This window comes from Sinimarinibacterium arenosum, assembly GCF_005047655.1.
Taxonomy (GTDB): domain Bacteria; phylum Pseudomonadota; class Gammaproteobacteria; order Nevskiales; family Nevskiaceae; genus Solimonas.
Window position 1 is genome coordinate 451,609 of record NZ_SUKF01000001.1, and the last position, 16,380, is coordinate 467,988.

General features: G+C 62.5%; 11 protein-coding genes. 2 read left to right on the forward strand and 9 right to left on the reverse strand.

All coding sequences use genetic code 11. From position 1 onward, the window contains the following. Positions 1–32: 32 nt before the first annotated feature. Positions 33–1,205, reverse strand: coding sequence for a ribonucleotide-diphosphate reductase subunit beta (locus E4T66_RS02120; RefSeq protein ID WP_136847241.1), 1,173 nt, complete (start codon positions 1,203–1,205; stop codon positions 33–35). A gap of 559 nt (positions 1,206–1,764) precedes the next feature. Further along, on the reverse strand, positions 1,765–4,692 hold the full coding sequence (locus tag E4T66_RS02125; RefSeq protein ID WP_136847242.1) for a ribonucleoside-diphosphate reductase subunit alpha: 2,928 nt from the start codon (positions 4,690–4,692) through the stop codon (positions 1,765–1,767). A 641-nt stretch (positions 4,693–5,333) separates the two neighbouring features. Here E4T66_RS02125 and E4T66_RS02130 point away from each other — a divergent pair. Next, the gene (locus E4T66_RS02130; protein WP_136847243.1) at positions 5,334–7,418 is read left to right on the forward strand and encodes a site-specific recombinase; all 2,085 of its coding nucleotides are present in this window, start codon (positions 5,334–5,336) and stop codon (positions 7,416–7,418) included. A 62-nt stretch (positions 7,419–7,480) separates the two neighbouring features. On the opposite strand, the gene E4T66_RS02135 is transcribed toward E4T66_RS02130, so the two are convergent. Genes E4T66_RS02135 through E4T66_RS02145 form a run of 3 tightly spaced genes read right to left on the reverse strand, consistent with a single transcriptional unit; the run spans position 7,481 to position 10,591 of the window. Beyond that, positions 7,481–8,701 carry a GGDEF domain-containing protein gene (locus tag E4T66_RS02135; protein ID WP_136847244.1) on the reverse strand — a complete coding sequence of 407 codons (1,221 nt, stop codon included), beginning with the start codon at positions 8,699–8,701 and terminating at the stop codon, positions 7,481–7,483. After that, positions 8,698–9,654 (reverse strand): 2-oxoadipate dioxygenase/decarboxylase family protein, encoded by a 957-nt coding sequence (locus E4T66_RS02140; RefSeq protein ID WP_136847245.1) that lies wholly within the window; start codon positions 9,652–9,654, stop codon positions 8,698–8,700. The genes E4T66_RS02135 and E4T66_RS02140 overlap by 4 nt, the downstream gene beginning before the upstream one ends. Before the next feature lie 10 nt (positions 9,655–9,664). Beyond that, complete coding sequence (locus E4T66_RS02145) at positions 9,665–10,591, reverse strand: FHA domain-containing protein (RefSeq protein ID WP_136847246.1); 927 nt, start codon at positions 10,589–10,591, stop codon at positions 9,665–9,667. 168 nt (positions 10,592–10,759) lie between these two features. On the opposite strand from E4T66_RS02145, the gene E4T66_RS02150 reads away from it, so the two are divergent. Beyond that, entirely contained in the window at positions 10,760–11,992 is a 1,233-nt protein-coding gene (locus E4T66_RS02150; protein WP_169577440.1) for a serine/threonine protein kinase, read from the forward strand. 30 nt (positions 11,993–12,022) lie between these two features. Here the strand turns inward: E4T66_RS02150 and E4T66_RS02155 are convergent, their stop codons facing one another. The 4 genes from E4T66_RS02155 to E4T66_RS02170 are packed head-to-tail and all read right to left on the reverse strand — an operon-like array spanning position 12,023 to position 16,331. Next, the gene (locus E4T66_RS02155) at positions 12,023–13,201 is read right to left on the reverse strand and encodes an ABC transporter permease (RefSeq protein ID WP_136847248.1); all 1,179 of its coding nucleotides are present in this window, start codon (positions 13,199–13,201) and stop codon (positions 12,023–12,025) included. A gap of 12 nt (positions 13,202–13,213) precedes the next feature. Then, positions 13,214–14,362, reverse strand: a complete 1,149-nt coding sequence (locus E4T66_RS02160) for an ABC transporter permease (protein ID WP_136847249.1) — start codon at positions 14,360–14,362, stop codon at positions 13,214–13,216. Positions 14,363–14,372: 10 nt separating this feature from the next. Beyond that, entirely contained in the window at positions 14,373–15,065 is a 693-nt protein-coding gene (locus E4T66_RS02165; protein ID WP_136847250.1) for an ABC transporter ATP-binding protein, read from the reverse strand. Between the two features lie 51 nt (positions 15,066–15,116). Next, the gene (locus E4T66_RS02170) at positions 15,117–16,331 is read right to left on the reverse strand and encodes an efflux RND transporter periplasmic adaptor subunit (protein ID WP_136847251.1); all 1,215 of its coding nucleotides are present in this window, start codon (positions 16,329–16,331) and stop codon (positions 15,117–15,119) included. Positions 16,332–16,380: the final 49 nt, after the last annotated feature.

A 16,380-nucleotide genomic window follows, 5' to 3' on the forward strand; every position in this document is an offset into this window, starting at 1 on the left:
GTTACCAAGGATTGCCATCTGCGTTTCGGCAATCAATCCCAGCTGAGTGCGCCGCCGGTCTGGTACTCGGTGACGCGGGTCTCGAAGAAGTTCTTTTCCTTCTTCAGGTCCATGACTTCGCTCATCCACGGGAACGGGTTTTCCGCGCCAGGGTAGATCGGCTGCAGGCCGATCTGGGCGCAGCGGCGGTTGCAGATGAACTTGAGGTAGTCGTTGAACTGGCTGGCGTTGAGGCCGAGGACGCCGCGCGGCATGGTGTCATGCGCGTAGCGGATTTCCATTTCCGTGGCTTCCATCAGCATGTGCTTGATTTCTTCCTGGAACTCGGCGGTCCACAAATGCGGGTTCTCGAACTTGATCTGGTTGATCACGTCGATGCCGAAGTTCATGTGCATGGATTCGTCACGCATGATGTACTGGATCTGCTCGGAGGCGCCCATCATCTTGTTGCGGCGGCCGAAGCTGAGCAGCTGCACGAAGCCGACGTAGAAGAAGATGCCTTCGAACACGACGTAGAAGGCGATCAGGTCGCGCAGCAGGCGGCGGTCGGCTTCCGGCGTGCCGGTGTGGAAATCCGGGTCGGAGAGCGACTGCGTGAACTGCAGACTCCACGCGGCCTTCTCGTGGATCGACGGGACTTCGCGGTACATGTTGAAGACTTCGGCTTCGTCGAGGCCAAGGCTTTCGATGATGTACTGGTAGGCGTGCGTGTGCAGCGCTTCCTCGAAGGCCTGGCGCAGCAGGTACTGGCGGCACTCGGGGTTGGTCAGGTGGCGGTAAACCGCGAGCACCAGATTGTTGGCGACGAGGCTGTCCGCGGTGCTGAAGAAGCCGAGGCTGCGCTTGATGATGGTGCGCTCGTCATCGGTCAGGCCATTGGGGTCCTGCCACATGGCGATGTCGGCGGACATGCCGATTTCCTGCGGCATCCAGTGGTTGTTGCAGGCGTCGAGATACTTGTCCCAGGCCCAGCGGTACTTGAACGGGACGAGCTGGTTGAGGTCGGCGCGGCAGTTGATGATCTTCTTGTCGTCGACCTGGATGCGGCGTGCGCCCATCTGCAGGTCTTCGAGGCCGGTCGCGCCGGCGACTTCACCGTGCGCGCTCTGCTGGACTACCGCCGGATGCGGCTTGCGCAGCTCGGGCTCGGCTGCGGCGAGGTGAGCCTGGGTGGTGGTGCTTGGTGCGTCGTCCCATTCCAGCATGTGTCTACTCCGTTCTTGTCTCCGGCCTGTGCCGGACGGTTTCGTGTCTGTGTCGCGTTTGCGCACGCGTCGTTTTCAGAATTTGGTGCCAATCGCAGATGAGGCTCCGTCAGCAGCTCGCGCAGTCTCTGAAGAACTGTCGCTGAGTGATTGCTGGCGCGATCTTTTTTCGGCTGGCTTCCCCCTGACGCGTGGCGCTGTATTCACTGCGACAGCGCTGCGCTCAAGATTGCGCCTGCTCTGGGGTGGAGTCAAGGGGGTTCACACTACCTGTAGTAGATTTGGTGCGGTTGGATGACTACATGTAGTAAAAGCGGCCGCACTTATGCCCCGCTTACGCACAGGCGTTGCGCAGCTGCGCACCCAGCCTGTGCACAGACTTGTCCCCAACCCTGCGCGCAAGCTTTCCCAAGGCTGTCCCCAGCCTTGCGCACACACTTATGCGATGGGGTGCCCACAGGCTTGCCCACAGTTTTGTGCACAGCCGCGGTTCCAGAAGAAAAAATGCGGACGCCCGTTGCCGAGCGTCCGCAGTCCCCTTGAGACACCCCTCATTAACTTACTGGCAGGCCTCGCATTCGGGATCGAGGATCGAGCAGACCTTGGCACTGCCGACATCCGTCGCGGCCACTGCCGGCGTGGCCTTGGCGGCCGGCGCTGTGCTGACGCCACTGCTGCTGGACTGGCCGACCTTGTTCAGGCGGGTGTCGCTGATCGTCGATTTCTCGGCGTGCGTCGCGCCCATGGTGCGCAGGTAGTAGGTGGTCTTCAGGCCGGACGTCCAGGCGTGCTTGTACAGCTCGTCCAGCTTCTTGCCGTTGGGCTGACTCATGTACAGATTCAGCGACTGCGCCTGATCGATCCACTTCTGGCGGCGGCTGCCGGCGTCGACCAGACGCTTGGCGTCGATCTCGAAGGCGCACTTGTAGATCGCCTTGATCTCGGCCGGGATGCGGTCGATGCTCTGCACGCTGCCGTCGAAGTACTTGAGGTCATGCGCCATGACCTCGTCCCACAGACCGAGCTGCTTGAGGTCGTTGACCAGATACTCGTTGACGACGGTGAACTCGCCGGACAGGTTCGATTTGACGTACAGGTTCTGGTACGTCGGCTCGATCGACTGCGACACGCCGGTGATGTTGGCGATGGTCGCGGTCGGGGCGATCGCCATGGTGTTGCTGTTGCGCACACCCACGGTCTTCACGCGCTCACGCAGGGCGTCCCAGTCGAAGCGGCCGGACACTGAAGTGTCCTGCTGCAGGTACTGCGGGCCGCGCTGCTTGGCGAGGATCTGGATCGAGTCGATCGGCAGAATGCCCTGGCTCCACAGCGAGCCTTCGAAACTGGAGTACTTGCCGCGCTCGGCGGCAAGGTCGCTGGACGCCTTGATTGCGTAGTAGCTGATCGCTTCCATCGACTCGTCGGCGAACTTGATCGCCTCGTCGGACTCATACGCCAGACGCTTCTTGTACAGCGCGTCGTTGAAGCCCATCAGGCCCATGCCGACCGGACGATGGCGCAGGTTGGAGTTACGCGCAGTCGCTACCGAGTAGTAGTTGTACTCGATGACGTTGTCGAGCATGCGCATCGCGGTATTGACGGTCTTCTCGAGCTTGACCAGATCCAGCGCGCCGCTTGCATCGAGGTGTGCGGGCAGGTTGATCGAGCCGAGGTTGCACACGGCGATTTCCTGACCGGCCTTGGTGTTCAGCGTGATCTCGGTGCACAGGTTGGAGCTGTGCACGACGCCGACGTGCTGCTGCGGCGAACGCAGATTGCACGGATCCTTGAACGTGACCCAAGGATGGCCGGTCTCGAACAGCATGCTGAGCATCTTGCGCCACAGCGTCAGTGCCTGGATGCGCTTGAAGTTCTTGAGGCGGCCTTCGTCGGCCAGCTTCTCGTACTCGACGTAGCGTTTCTCGAACGCTTCACCCATCAGGTCATGCAGATCCGGCGTTTCGTCCGGCGAGAACAAGGTCCACGGACCTTCTTCCATCACGCGCTTCATGAACAGGTCCGGCACCCAGTTGGCCGTGTTCATGTCATGCGTGCGGCGGCGGTCGTCGCCGGTGTTCTTGCGCAGTTCGAGGAATTCCTCGATGTCGCGGTGCCAGGTTTCCAGGTAGGCGCACAGCGCGCCCTTGCGCTTGCCACCCTGGTTGACCGCGACGCAGGTGTCGTTGGCCACCTTCAGGAACGGCACGACGCCGTTGGATTTGCCGTTGGTGCCCTTGATCCAGCCACCCATGCCGCGTACCGGTGTCCAGTCGTTGCCGAGGCCGCCGGCAAACTTGGACAGCATCGCGTTGTCGTGGATCGCGCCGAAGATGCCGTGCAGCTCATCCGGCACCTGGGTCAGGTAGCAGCTCGAAAGTTGTGGTCTGAGGGTGCCGGAGTTGAACAGCGTCGGCGTGCTGCTCATGAAGTCGAAGCTGGACAGCAGCTGGTAGAACTCGATCGCGCGCGCTTCGCGGTCGATCTCGTTCATCGCCAGACCCATTGCCACGCGCATGAAGAACGCCTGTGGCAGCTCGAAGCGGGTCTTGTTGCTGTGGATGAAGTAGCGGTCGTACAGCGTCTGCATGCCGAGGTAGTCGAACTTGCCGTCACGCTCGGCGATCAGCGCCTTGCCCAACGCTTCGAGGTCGTACAGCGCGAGCTTGGGGTCGATCAGTTCCAGCGACACCGCCTTGTGGATGTACTCGCGGAAGTAGTCCGGGTAGACCGCCTTCATTTCCTCGAAGGTCGGGCGCGTTTCGGACATGCCGAGGAACTTCAGCGCTTCGTGGCGCAGCGCGTCGAGCAGCAGGCGCGCCGACACGTAGGTGTAATTCGGTTCTTTTTCGATGCGGGCGCGTGCAGTCAGGGTCAGTGCCTGTGAAACCTCGGCTTCGGGCATGCCGTCGTAGAGGTCGCGCAGCGTGGCGGTGACGATTTCATCGACGCTGACGCCGCCCAGACCGTCGCAGGCCTCGGTGACGAGACGGCGCATGCGCGCTTCGTCCAGTGCCACCACGGTGCCGTCATCGCGGGTGATCGAAAGCGTTGGCTTGGCGCTGGCGGGCTGCGCGGCCGCTTCGGCCTCGCGCTTGCGCGTCTGTTCAGCGCGGTACAGCACGTAAGCGCGGGCGACCTTGTGTTCGCCGTTGCGCATCAGCGCCAGTTCCACCTGATCCTGGATGTCTTCGATGTGTACGGTGCCGCCGCCGGACATGTGGCGGGTCAGCGCCTGCACCACCTGCTGGGTCAGCTCTTCGATCTTGCTGCGGACCGAAGCCGAAGCTGCCGAAGCGCCGCCTTCAACCGCCAGATACGCCTTGGTCATGGCGATCTGGATCTTGCTCGCATCGAAGCTGGTGACCTTGCCGTTGCGGCGGATCACCTTGATCGCGCCCGGCGCGGTAGCGGCCACGTCGACCGTTGAGGTTGGGGTCTCCGGCGGTCGACGGGCTTCGGTCGGTGCGGCTGTGGAATGGGTTTGCATAGATGTGATCTCCCCCCGGAAAGTGCGTGGAAACGGAGCAAATGGCGAAGCCACGGACACCTGTAGCGGTGACTCGTGGCAGTGTGGCAACCATATCTTGTGGTTCCAAGGCCAGTCAACCCCAAGCGCTTGTGTCCAAAGCGGTGCAATTCCCCTTGGAAATCTTGTGCATAACTATGCGTGCAGTGCGCCTCTGCCAATGATTCCAGTGACTTGCACGCGGTCACCGGCAAACGCCGCATGCTGGTGGGGTTTTGCACTGAAAAGCCTGTATCGCTGCGGGTTTCAGGGATGACCCGAACCAGGGCGCAGTTGCAGGAATGTTATTTTTAAGACATAAGAAAAAACATATATAAATAAAAAATCACAATGCTGACTTGCTGTCTGATAATGCGTGCTGTTTTTACACTTAAAAGAATTTAATGCAACTTATTATCACATTCACATGCCAAGCCGGCGGTCCTGGTCAAGACTTGCGGTGCACCGCGGCTCATGACACAAAGGCAACCCGCTGTGTTTGTCCCTCCCAGCACATCTTCCTGACGAATGACCTTTGATCCGAATGGCCGTCTCTCGCGGCTGCAGCATCGTGCATGCCCTGTCCATCAACAGAGCGCGTGGACGTCTGTCGGGGGGCGCGTATGAATCTGCGCGCATGGTGGTCAAAAACGGTGACCCAGGCGGGTCGCGACCGCAAGCGCCTGGATGCGGCACTGGAACGACTGCAGGCAGCGGAGAATGGCCAGCGTATTCCGGCCCTGGTGGCGCTGGTCGGATGGGTGCGGCCACGGCGTGCTACCGATGCCGAGGTCGCCGCTGCGCGGCTGCAGTTGTTGACCGAGGTTTTGCGCGAAAATGCTGCGCCGCGCGCCACCCTGCGCGATGCGCTGCTGTGGCTGACTGCAGAAAAGCAGCCGCTGCGCCTGCTCAGCGACTCCGGAATTCTGGCTAACGAGGATTTTGTTGGCGGTTTCTGGCGCCGCCTGTCGTTGAGCGTGCTGCCGGCGGAGCTCGACCCGGCGCAGCTGCGCGATGTGGTGCGGATGTTGTTTACGCGCAGCGACGACTATCTCTGGGCGGAGGCCATCGCCGAGGCTGACTGGGTCGCATTGCTTGATGCGCTGGATTTCGGAGCGGTGCAGGTGGCCGGTCAGGACCGGCGCATGCCGTTCCAGATCCTCGAGGCGTTGCAGGTGATTTCATATCGCATCGCGTCGATGGGTCTGGAGCCGGAGCTGGTGCGCAACCACCCGTCCATCGAGCGCTACGAATCGCCGTTCCTGACGCAGAACGTCGAATTGCGCCAGTTCATCGATGAGCGCCGGGCTGCGATCAATGACAAGCGCGCACCGGAACTCGACGACAAGCACTTGCTGGTGCTGCTGGGCCAGTGCGATGAGGTCGTGGGCAAGGTACGCAAGCAGGCGGCCAAGAGCGGCGCCAGTGTCAGCCTGACCGTGCTGCTGGCGCGACTGTCGCAGAACATTGCACGGCTGAAGCTGCTTTTGCAGTTGCTGGAAGACCGGCCAGTACACGAGCTCAACGAGCTGCGTGTGCGTTTCTTCAAGCAGGTGGTGCGAGCGGAGAATCGCCGCAACAGCATTCGCGAGCTGTGGAGTCAGACGGTCGATCTGTTGGCGACGCGTATCGTTTCGAACGCCAGCAAGGCTGGTGAGCAGTACATCACCAGCGGTCGCAGCGACTACTTTCACCTGTTCCGTTCGGCAATGGGCGCGGGCCTGGTGGTGGTGGCAGCTTCGCTGGCCAAGCTGTGGCTGTACGACCCGCAGCGCGCGCCGTTTGGTGAGGCGATTGTCTACAGCGCCAACTATGCGCTGGCATTCGTACTGATGTATGTGTTCCATTTTTCGCTGGCGACCAAGCAGCCGGCGATGACTGCCAACAGCATCGCGCAGGCGATCGAGACGGCCGGAGCGGCCAAGCGCCTGGATGTGCTCAGCGACATCGTCATGCGGACTTTCCGGAGCCAGTTCGTCGCGGTGCTCGGAAATCTGATCGTGGTGGTGCCGCTGGCGGTCTACATCGCGCAGGTGATCTGGCTGCGTACCGGTGTGCATTACCTGAGTCCCGAGAAGGCGACGCACCTGCTGGAAGACGTCAATCCGCTGAGTCCGCATGTCTGGATCTGGGCGGCGCTGACCGGAGTCTGTCTGTTTGCGACGGGATTGATCTCTGGCTACTACGACAACAAGGCGGTGTACGACCGGATTCCGGCGCGTGTGGCGCAGCTGCGCTGGCTGCGCAAGGCGTTTGGCCAGAAGGTTGCTGAACGTGTCGCGACCTATGTCGAGAACAATTTAGGCGGCTTGATGGGCAGTCTGTTTTTCGGCCTGATGCTGGGTTCGGTGGGGGCGCTGGGCCGCGTATTCGGTCTGCCGATTGATACGCTGCATGTGACCTTCACTTCGGCCAACAGCGCCTATGCGATCGCTGCGCTGGGGGATGCCATGAGCTGGCGCAGCATCGCGACCAGTATTGGTGGCGTGACGGTGATTGGCTTTCTGAATCTTCTGGTCAGTTTCGGTCTCGCGCTGTTCGTGGCAATGCGATCGCAGCGTGTGTCATTGAGGAACACCAGTGGCTTGTGGATGGCTGTGCTGCGCCGCTTCTTCAGTCGTCCCCAGGATTTCTTCTGGCCACCGCGCACACCGCCTGTGGTTTCGGAACCGGAAAAGGCGGACAAGAAGAAAAACGGCGCGGGCTGAACGCGTGGTGGCGTGTCGCTCCAGCTTGGGCTGTGCTGGGCTCGTCTCCCAACCCATGGGAGCTACTGCATTGCCGAATTGATGGCGTCCGGGCTCGGCGTTTGAGTTGTCTGCTGGGCAACGCCTTGTACGCAGGTTCGGTTGCGGCCTTCTGACTTCGCGCGATAGAGCGCGGTATCGGCGGCACCCACCAAGGCGTTGAGTGCAAGGTCGGCGCCAGCTTCCTGCGCGGCGCATCCGAAGCTCATGGTCAGATAGCCGTTCGCAGCGTCGGGATTGGGAATGAGCAGACGTTCGATGTGCTGGCGCGCCGCTTCGGCGCGCGCAACGGCGGCGTCACTGTCGCAGTCATACAGCACCAGCAGAAATTCTTCGCCTCCCCAGCGCGCAGCGATATCGGTCCCGCGTCGCGCCGCGGCTTGGTGCAAGACCTCGCTGACGTCGCGCAAGGCTTCGTCTCCGGCCAAGTGTCCGCGACGATCGTTGAGCCGCTTGAAAAAGTCGATGTCGCAGAGGATGACCGAGACAGCGCAGTGTTCGTGCGCGGCTTTTTGCATCAGCACTTCGGCGCGCTGGATCAGCGCATGCCGGTTATACAGCCCGGTGAGCTCGTCATGGTTGGCCAGATGATCGAGCAGGCGCCCTTGCAACCAGCTGCGCCGCATCACCTGCTCGCTCAGAAAGCTGCCGAGACTGCAGGTCAGCAGTGCGAAGATCACGAAACTGATGTCCTGGATGCTGGATATCGATCCGGATCCGTTCATGATTTCGATCAGGATCAGTGCTGCCGTGGTGGTCAGTGCGACCGGAAAGGTGGTCCGAAATGACATGCCGCTGAGCAGCTGGATGTTGATCAGCTGCAGCACCAGCAACTCGGTCGGCGGGGGCAGGCCCAGCGTTAGGCAGCGGCCGGCAGCCGCCACCATGGCCAGATTGACGACCAGCATGATGAACGGCAGCAGGCGCATCAGGCTGTGGTGCCAGTGCGGAACGTAGCTGCCCGCCGCGCCGATCAAGGTCAGGGAGCCGCCGATTCCCGCGACCAGAATCGCAAAGACCGGATCTGTCAGGCGTTGCACGGTCAATCCGTCGATCAGCAGGTACACCGCAAGAATCAGCAGCGCCAGAGTAAAGGTGCCGCGGGTCAGGCGGGTCGAGCGTTCAGCAGCATCGCGGCGAAAACGCAGCTCCAGACGCCGCGAAAATCGCTGCGACCAGATTGGACGCGCCAGCAGCGATTGCAGCTCCGACGTCAATCGGGACTCTGAGGAAGCGGGCGTCATTGGTGGGCCGTAGCGATCCTGGTCGAAGCGGCATCGAAAATATTCACGGCGTTGGCGGCGAGGAAGTTGCGAAAGATCAACGGCTGTCCGTCCTGCTGCCACAGCCGGTGACCGTCTGCATCGACCGCTTGTCCGCGTTCGATGATCTCCACGAACTGCTTTTCGGTGGGGGCGCTGCCTGTGCTCCCGTCCGCTTCGCGGACGGGAGTCTCCATCGTGGAGGCCATCGTTGCGGTTTGGCGCAGCTGTGTTCCGGGAGCGCCCTGTATCTGGGGCAACAAGCGAAAGCCACGGTCCAGCATCGCTGTGGCCATCGCCTCAATGCCGCCGAAGCCGGCAGCGCGGACGTCGATGGTCACGTGATTGAAGTCCGGGCCGAGCGCCAGCGCACTCGCGGCTTCACCGGAGACGGCGGCGACCGCTTCCAAAGTGCTTCGCAGCATCGGCGGGCCATTTCGGTTCATCAGCCGGTGCACGAAGTGTTCGATGAAGGCGTCGGCATCTGGCGCATTGAGGGTGCCGTCGGTTTCAAAGCGCTCGATACGCTCGATGAATGCGCCGTGATCCACATGCTGAGCCTGCTCGGCGCAATCGTTGCGGATTTGTGCCGCGACATCGTCCGGGAAGGCGGCGAGGTCGACCTGCGAGACGAAAATCTTGAACTGACTCGCATCCTCGCCGATCACCTGAAGGTCGAACGAGACCAGCTTTTTCGCCGGAAACGCATATTCGCGCTCGCGCTGTAGTCCGAGGACTTGAGCGGCGCGTAGTACCAGCGCGCGGACCTGCGGATCGGCGGTGCGGATGGCGCCATGATCATTGCGGAATGTGCCGCCTTGATCGACCACAAGCTGATGCAGCGCGACGAAGTCGGGCACGTTGGCTGCAAACCGTGCCGTCGCCGCCTCGACGAAGCGATGGCGCAAATTCATGGGGGAAAATTTTGTCGCCATGTGTGCGCCCTCAACCCAAGCGATGGGTGTCGCCGTCGTGCTTCGATTCGTCAGCCATGCCCAGTCGCGACGAGTGGCAGCTGAATCGAACGACTTCACCCGTTTGCTGATCCAGCGGAGCGCCTGGGCTGAGTGCGCCATCGCCGGTCAGGACGACGCGATCCCTTGAGAGGCGCACCTCTTCCCCTGAGGAGGTGAGTACGTAGGTGCCGTTGCGGCTGTCATCCACGTACTGGAATTTCCCGTGCACGTATTCGATACGGCCATGGGTCCGTGATGCGGTCTCGGATGTCAGCTGGACCGCGCAGTGCTTGTCGCGCCCCAGAAGGATTGGGCAATCGGCAATGCGGAACACCTGTGGGCGGCCATGTACGCGCAAGGTGATGGCAGTGAATACACCACCTGGGTCCATCAAGGGGGACGCCATCTGGGTTTCGACAGCGTCCACGGAGGGCTGGTGCAGCATCACCAGATCCGGACCCAGACGCTGGGCGTCGGCACTCAGGGTGCCTGCAGGGAGCGCATCGACAAATGCCTGCAGTGCAACCACGGTATGCGCAGGTGCGCGAGAGATGTTTCCGGTGAGGCGGTGAGTCCAGATGCTGTGTGCCCGTCCGTTGACGATGTTCATCGGGCCGTAGCCGAGCACCACGCGCGCGGACAGTGAATGACGTTCGGGGTCTTTGCCGCGGATGTGCGAAGCCAGCACCTGAATGGCGTGCGCCATTTTCAGAGCGCTTTCCGCGTGCGGAAAGAACAGCAACATGCGGCGGGCCGTGAATTCCAGCGGAAGCACCGACAGCGCGCGGGCGTGTTCGCTCAATTCCTGCACTTCGCCCGGGTTGAGCGCTGCGTCGGTCACGAAAGCGCGCCGCAAATCGGTGAACTCCGCCAGCAGCAACGCGCCGGTACGAATGTCATCTTGCGGAATCGTCATGACGCTATGGACTGCTCAAGCAGAATGGCGGACAGGGGTAAGGATACTCGTGTGTCGTTCTTGCGTCGTGACGGGCCCACCGCTCGGCGGCCCGCGGTGCACAGTCTGGGCATCTTTATACAATGGCCGGGTTCCCGCGTGTCAAACGCTACCGCCTCGGATCGAGACGTGACCTATCAGAAGCATTGCCCCGGTTGCTTCGTCAACAAGAGTGGACTCGCGGTCTGCCCGCAGTGCGGTTATGACGAATCCGCGCCACGAACGCCGCTGTATCTGCCCCATGGGGTGGTCATTGGCGGGCAATATCGGGTCGGCAAGGTGCTGGGTCAGCCTGGCGGTTTCGGTATTACCTATATCGCCTGGGACGTGCATCTCCAGCAGCGCGTTGCGATCAAGGAATACCTGCCGCGCTCGCTGGCAAAACGCGCCGATCAGGGTGAGGGTGTGGTGCTGCTGGCGGCCGAGCACGAAGCAGCGTTCAAGGATGGACTGGAGCAGTTCCTGAACGAGGCGCGGGTCATCGCTCGGTTCGACCACCCGAACATCGTGAGGGTGCGCAATTTCTTTCGCGCCAACGATACCGCCTATCTGGTGATGGACTACTACGAGGGCGTCAGCCTCGGCGACTATCTCGCCAGCCTCGATGGCGGACGGGTGCCGCCGGATGTGGCTGCGCAACTGCTGGCGCCGGTGCTCGATGGTCTGCAGTTTGTGCATGACCGCGGCATCGTTCACCGCGACGTCAAGCCGCACAACATCTACCTGGCACAGGGCGGGCGCACGATCCTGCTGGATTTCGGCGCCGCCCGGGCGGCGGCCGACGGCGAAGGCCCGGGCGCCGTGCTGTTGTCCGAGGGCTATGCGCCGCTGGAGCAGTACCAGCGCGGGTCGCCGCTGGGGCCATGGACCGACTTGTACAGTGTGGCGGCGACCCTGTACCGCATGGTCATCGGCGCACCGCCGCCGGCTGCGCTGGATCGTGTCGGGCAGGATTCGATCGCCAAGCCGCTGGGATTCGACGCCGGATTCGAGCGTGTTCTGCGCAAGGGGCTGGCGCTGGCCGTGGCGGATCGCTATCGCAGTGCCTACGACATGCGTGCGGACCTGTTTGCGGCGCTTGACCTGCTGGACGAGCATTCGCCGCGCCTGGGCGCGACCGGGATCTTTGCTGTTTCGTCGGAGCCAGTGACCCGCCCGATCAATGAGCCAGATACTGCGCCAGCGCCCGACACTGCGCCGCCGACGGGCCCAGCGATGACCAAGGCAGCAGCGTCGGAAAACCCGCGTGTGCTCGGTCCGGCGACGCCCGCCGGATTGACTGCAGCGTGGATCATTGCCGGCGCCATCGTATTCGGCGCGGCGTTGATCGCGGCCGTGCTGTGGCTGCGGCTCGCGCCCTGAGCGGTGCGAACGGGGATCGTATCGGTGTCGTTACTGAGCGCGCAGGGCTTCAACGATCGGCAGGCGCGCAGCGCGCAGCGCCGGGAACAGACCGCCCAGGAAACCGATCACCAGCGCCCAGAGAATGCCGAGTCCGATCAGCGCTGGATCCACATTCAAGCGAAACACGATCTGACTGAAGTTCTGTCCCAGCGTATTGACGACATTGCCGTTGAACGCGACCCAGGCCAGTGCGGCGCCGAGGGTGCCGCCCAACGCCGCCAGCAACAGCGCTTCGACCAGCACCGAAATCACCACCGGTCCGGACGAGAAGCCGATTGCCCGTAACGTGGCGATCTCGACGGAGCGTGACGATACCGCCGAATACATCGTGTTCAGCGCACCGAACATGGCGCCGATCGCCATGATGCCGCCGACGAAGTAGGCCAGGAAATTCAGCACTTTGGTCAGCTGCTTCGACTGCTCCGCGTAGTACTCCGGCTCGCGTTTGACGTCGACGGTCAAGGTCGGATTGGTGGTCAGCGCATCCTTGTAAGCGTCGAAGGCCGAGGCCGAATCCAGCATCACCGTGACCGACTGAAATCCGTTGCGACGATACGCGGACAGCACTGTTTCGCTGTCTGCCATCAGTTCCGATTCGTGGGTGTCGGCGTTGCTTTCGAACACGCCGACCACGGTCCAGTCGCTGTCCCGGAATGCAATCGTGCTGCCCACCGACAGACCGCGGAACTGACGTTGGGCCGATCGGCCGACAATCAGCTCACGGACTGCCGGTTCGAACATGCGGCCTTCCACGATACGTGCTTCCGGACGCAGCTTGAAGGCGTTGCGGCCAACGCCCCGTAGCGTCACGTTGGCGTCGGAGCCGTCGGCGACCGTGGGCAGATTGACGATGACCACCGCTTCGGCGGAGCCGATCGGCTTGTCGTCGGCGTCGCGAAGCACGCCGGCCGCGTCGAGGATGGTCTGGGCGTTTTCACGCGTCAGCGCGCTCGACAGTTCGGCGTTGGATCCACCGCGCAAGACGATGGCGCGATCCGGCCGCCCGGTTCCGGCAACGGTCTTCTGGAAGCCCAGCCCCATTGCCAGCACTGAAACCAGGACAGCGACGACGCCGGCGATGCCGATGACGATGACCGATGAGGTGCCGAAGCGTGACGGCAGTCCGCGCAGGCTCATTGCGGTGACAGCGAAGATTTGTTGGAACATGGGCGGGTCTCCTCAGCGTCCGGCCAGCGCGTCGACGATCTGCAGGCGCTGTGCGCGCAGACCCGGCGGCAAGCCGACGATTGCGGCCAGCAGCGCGGCCGCGGCGAGGCCGGTGATGATCACTGAGGTCGGCAAAGTGGCGACGCCGATGAACGGCTTCAGCGCCGGGAAGGCCAGCCACGCCAAGCCGAGTCCGATGACTGCCGCGAGCACGCACAGCAGCAGCGACTCGGCCAGCACCAGCGTCAGCACGCCACGGTCGGTGTAGCCGAGCGTCTTCAGAATCGCCAGCTCGGGAATGCGCTCGCGGACCGACTGCATCATCGTGTTGCCGGTCAGGAACAGCAGCGTGAAGAACACGGCGCCGATGATGGCGTTGACGATGAAGTTGATGTCGCCAAACTGTTTCAGGAACGACTGCGAGAATTCCTTCTCGCTCTGCGTCTTGGTTTCATTTGATGAGTTGGCGAACAGCGCATCAATGTTCTTGGCCACTTCGGCGGCCTGCGTTGGGTCCTTTACCCGCACCAGATACCAGCCGACGGTCCCCTTGCCGTACAGACGCGCCTCGTCAAAGTAGTCGTGATTGAAGAACATCCCCATGGTCTGGCTACGGTCGCTGGGGAAGTCGTAGGTGCCGACGATGTCGAAGGTCCAGTCCAGATCGTTGATCGTGCCGTGCGGCCAGATCGTCGAATGCAGGGGGATCTTGTCGCCGACTTTCCAGCCGAACTTCTGCATTGCTTCGAGACCGACCAGTGCGCCGGTGCGCGTGCGCTTCATCGCCTCGACCTGATCCGGTGCTGCGGTGACTTCGGGTACAACCTGCAGATAGCGGTCAATGTCGACCGGAGCGGCAAAAATGAAATTCTTCTGTTCCTGGTAGTAGGCACCGAACCAGGTGGCGTAGGCGACGCCCTTGACCCCGGGGACGGATTCGATCTGCGTCATGAAGGCCGACGGCAGCTGTTCCGTCAGTGCAATCCGGTTGATCACCACCAAACGATCCACGTTCGCCATTTCGACGCCGCGACTGAAGGCGGCATTGACGCCCTGCAGCAGGCCGAACAGCAGGAATGCGATGACGATCGAGAGCAAGGTCAGAATGGTGCGCGTGCGTTTGCGCCACAACGAAGCCCAGATCAACGGGAAGTGCTTCATCGCTGCGACCTCAGGCCGACGTCGGTTCGTCGACCAGCGCACCCTTGTCGAGATGCCGCTGATGCGTGGCGTACTCGGCGGCCTTGGGGTCGTGTGTAACCATGACGATGGTCTTGCCATGGTCGCGATTCAAGGTCTGCAGCAGGCGCAACACTTCGTCTGCGGTCTTGCGGTCCAGATCGCCGGTGGGTTCGTCGCAGATCAACAGGGTCGGGTCGGCGACGATCGCGCGGGCGATGGCGACACGCTGCTGCTGTCCGCCCGACAGCTCGCCCGGTTTGTGGCGCGCGCGGTCGTCGAGACCGACGACCTGCAGGGCGATGGCCACGCGCTTGTGCCGCTCCGCTTTGGACAGTCGCGTCAGCAGCAGCGGCAATTCGACGTTGCGCTCGGCTGACAGCATCGGCAGCAGGTTGTAGAACTGGAATACAAATCCGACGTTGGCCGCGCGCCACTTGGCCAGGGCGCCGCGACCCAGTTGGTCGATGCGCTGGCCGGACACGCTGATGCTGCCGGCGCTGGGCTGGTCGAGACCACCGATCAGGTTCAGCAAGGTGGTCTTGCCGGAACCGCTGGGACCCATCAAGGCGACAAAGTCGCCGCGGTCGATGTCCAGATCCAGGCTTTGCAGCACCTCCACGCTCTGCTTACCGCGCACGTACGCCTTGCTGACGCCGCGCAGACTGACGATTGCTTCGCTCATGCTCTCCCCCTTGGAGGTTGTCAGGCAGCGATTGATCGCGTGCCGATGCCGCTATTGCTTGATCGTGACCCTTGCGCCGTCGCTGAGCCGGCTGAGGTCGCCAGTGGCGATGCGCTCGCCACTGCGCAAGCCGGATTCGACGATGACGCCGTCTGCGTGCGTTCCAGCAATTCGGACCGCGCGGCGTTCGACCTGTTCGCCGTTGACCACAAAAACCACTCCATCGAGTACTGCATCGGCGGGCACCAGCACGCCCTTCGGTGTGCTGCCTTCGCCGGCAGGGCTGGGCTCGTTCATGAACGACACGCGGATGCCCATTTCCGGCAGGATCCGGGGGTCGCGCACGTCAAAACCGATGCGAACCTTGACCGTTGCCTTGCTGCGATCCGCAGTCGGAATCACCGCGATCACGTGCGATGGGATCTGCCAGTCCGGATAAGCGTTGAGCCGCGCAGTCACCGGTTGGCCAGCTTGCACCCGGTTGATGAAGTTTTCGTTGACGTCGACTTCGACTTCCAGGGAATCCATGTCGACCAGTGTGCCGATGCCGGTCCGGGTGCCGGCGCCACCGGCGGAAAGGGGTGAAATCATTTCGCCCGGCTGTGCGTTCTTGATCGTGATGACGCCGGTAAACGGCGCGCGAACCACCGTGTCGTCGAGCTGGCGCTGCTGTACCTCAAGGCTGCGGTCAGCCACGGTGACGTTGGCCTGGGTCGATTGCAGGCGAGCAGCCAGGCCGTCGACATTGGCTTGTGCCGTGTCCAGAGCTTGCTCCGAAACCAGCTTGCGCGCCGACAGCTCACGGGTGCGCTGCAGCTGACGCTGCGCCTCCCCGAGCTGGACTCGAACCTCGGTCAGCTGAGCTTTGGCGGCGTCGAGCTGGGACTGCGCAAGCGCCAGCTGCGCGCGCGCGTTGCTGTCATCGATACGCGCCAGTACTTCGCCTTCGGTCACGGCCTGGCCTTCTTCGACGCGAACCTCGATCACCTTGCCGGTGACTTTGGACGATACCGTTGCCTGGCGTCGCGCAATCACGTAGCCGGAGGCGTCGAGCACCGAGGCCTGGCCGGCGCCGCTGCCGAGAGTCCGTGCGGTGGCAATGCCAATCGGGATGGCAGCCGGGGCAGCGAGCAGCAGCATCGCGCTGATCCCGGCCACGGCCAGCAGCAGAACTGCGGCTAGCACCCAAGGCCAGCGGCGCGGGGTCTGAGTCTGCGGTTCCCGATCAATACGCAGCTGTCCAAGCAGATTGGAAGTGTCGTTCATGCGTGGGTCGTAGACGGAGGTGCCTCGGACGGGCACATCTCAGTCTGCC

Coding starts and splice junctions, on each gene's coding strand:
- E4T66_RS02125 (WP_136847242.1), bottom strand. CDS start 4,692: ATGCAAACCCATTCCACAGCCGCACCGACCGAAGCCCGTCGACCGCCG.
- E4T66_RS02135 (WP_136847244.1), bottom strand. CDS start 8,701: ATGACGCCCGCTTCCTCAGAGTCCCGATTGACGTCGGAGCTGCAATCG.
- E4T66_RS02140 (WP_136847245.1), bottom strand. CDS start 9,654: ATGGCGACAAAATTTTCCCCCATGAATTTGCGCCATCGCTTCGTCGAG.
- E4T66_RS02130 (WP_136847243.1), top strand. CDS start 5,334: ATGAATCTGCGCGCATGGTGGTCAAAAACGGTGACCCAGGCGGGTCGC.
- E4T66_RS02170 (WP_136847251.1), bottom strand. CDS start 16,331: ATGAACGACACTTCCAATCTGCTTGGACAGCTGCGTATTGATCGGGAA.
- E4T66_RS02160 (WP_136847249.1), bottom strand. CDS start 14,362: ATGAAGCACTTCCCGTTGATCTGGGCTTCGTTGTGGCGCAAACGCACG.
- E4T66_RS02165 (WP_136847250.1), bottom strand. CDS start 15,065: ATGAGCGAAGCAATCGTCAGTCTGCGCGGCGTCAGCAAGGCGTACGTG.
- E4T66_RS02155 (WP_136847248.1), bottom strand. CDS start 13,201: ATGTTCCAACAAATCTTCGCTGTCACCGCAATGAGCCTGCGCGGACTG.
- E4T66_RS02120 (WP_136847241.1), bottom strand. CDS start 1,205: ATGCTGGAATGGGACGACGCACCAAGCACCACCACCCAGGCTCACCTC.
- E4T66_RS02145 (WP_136847246.1), bottom strand. CDS start 10,591: ATGACGATTCCGCAAGATGACATTCGTACCGGCGCGTTGCTGCTGGCG.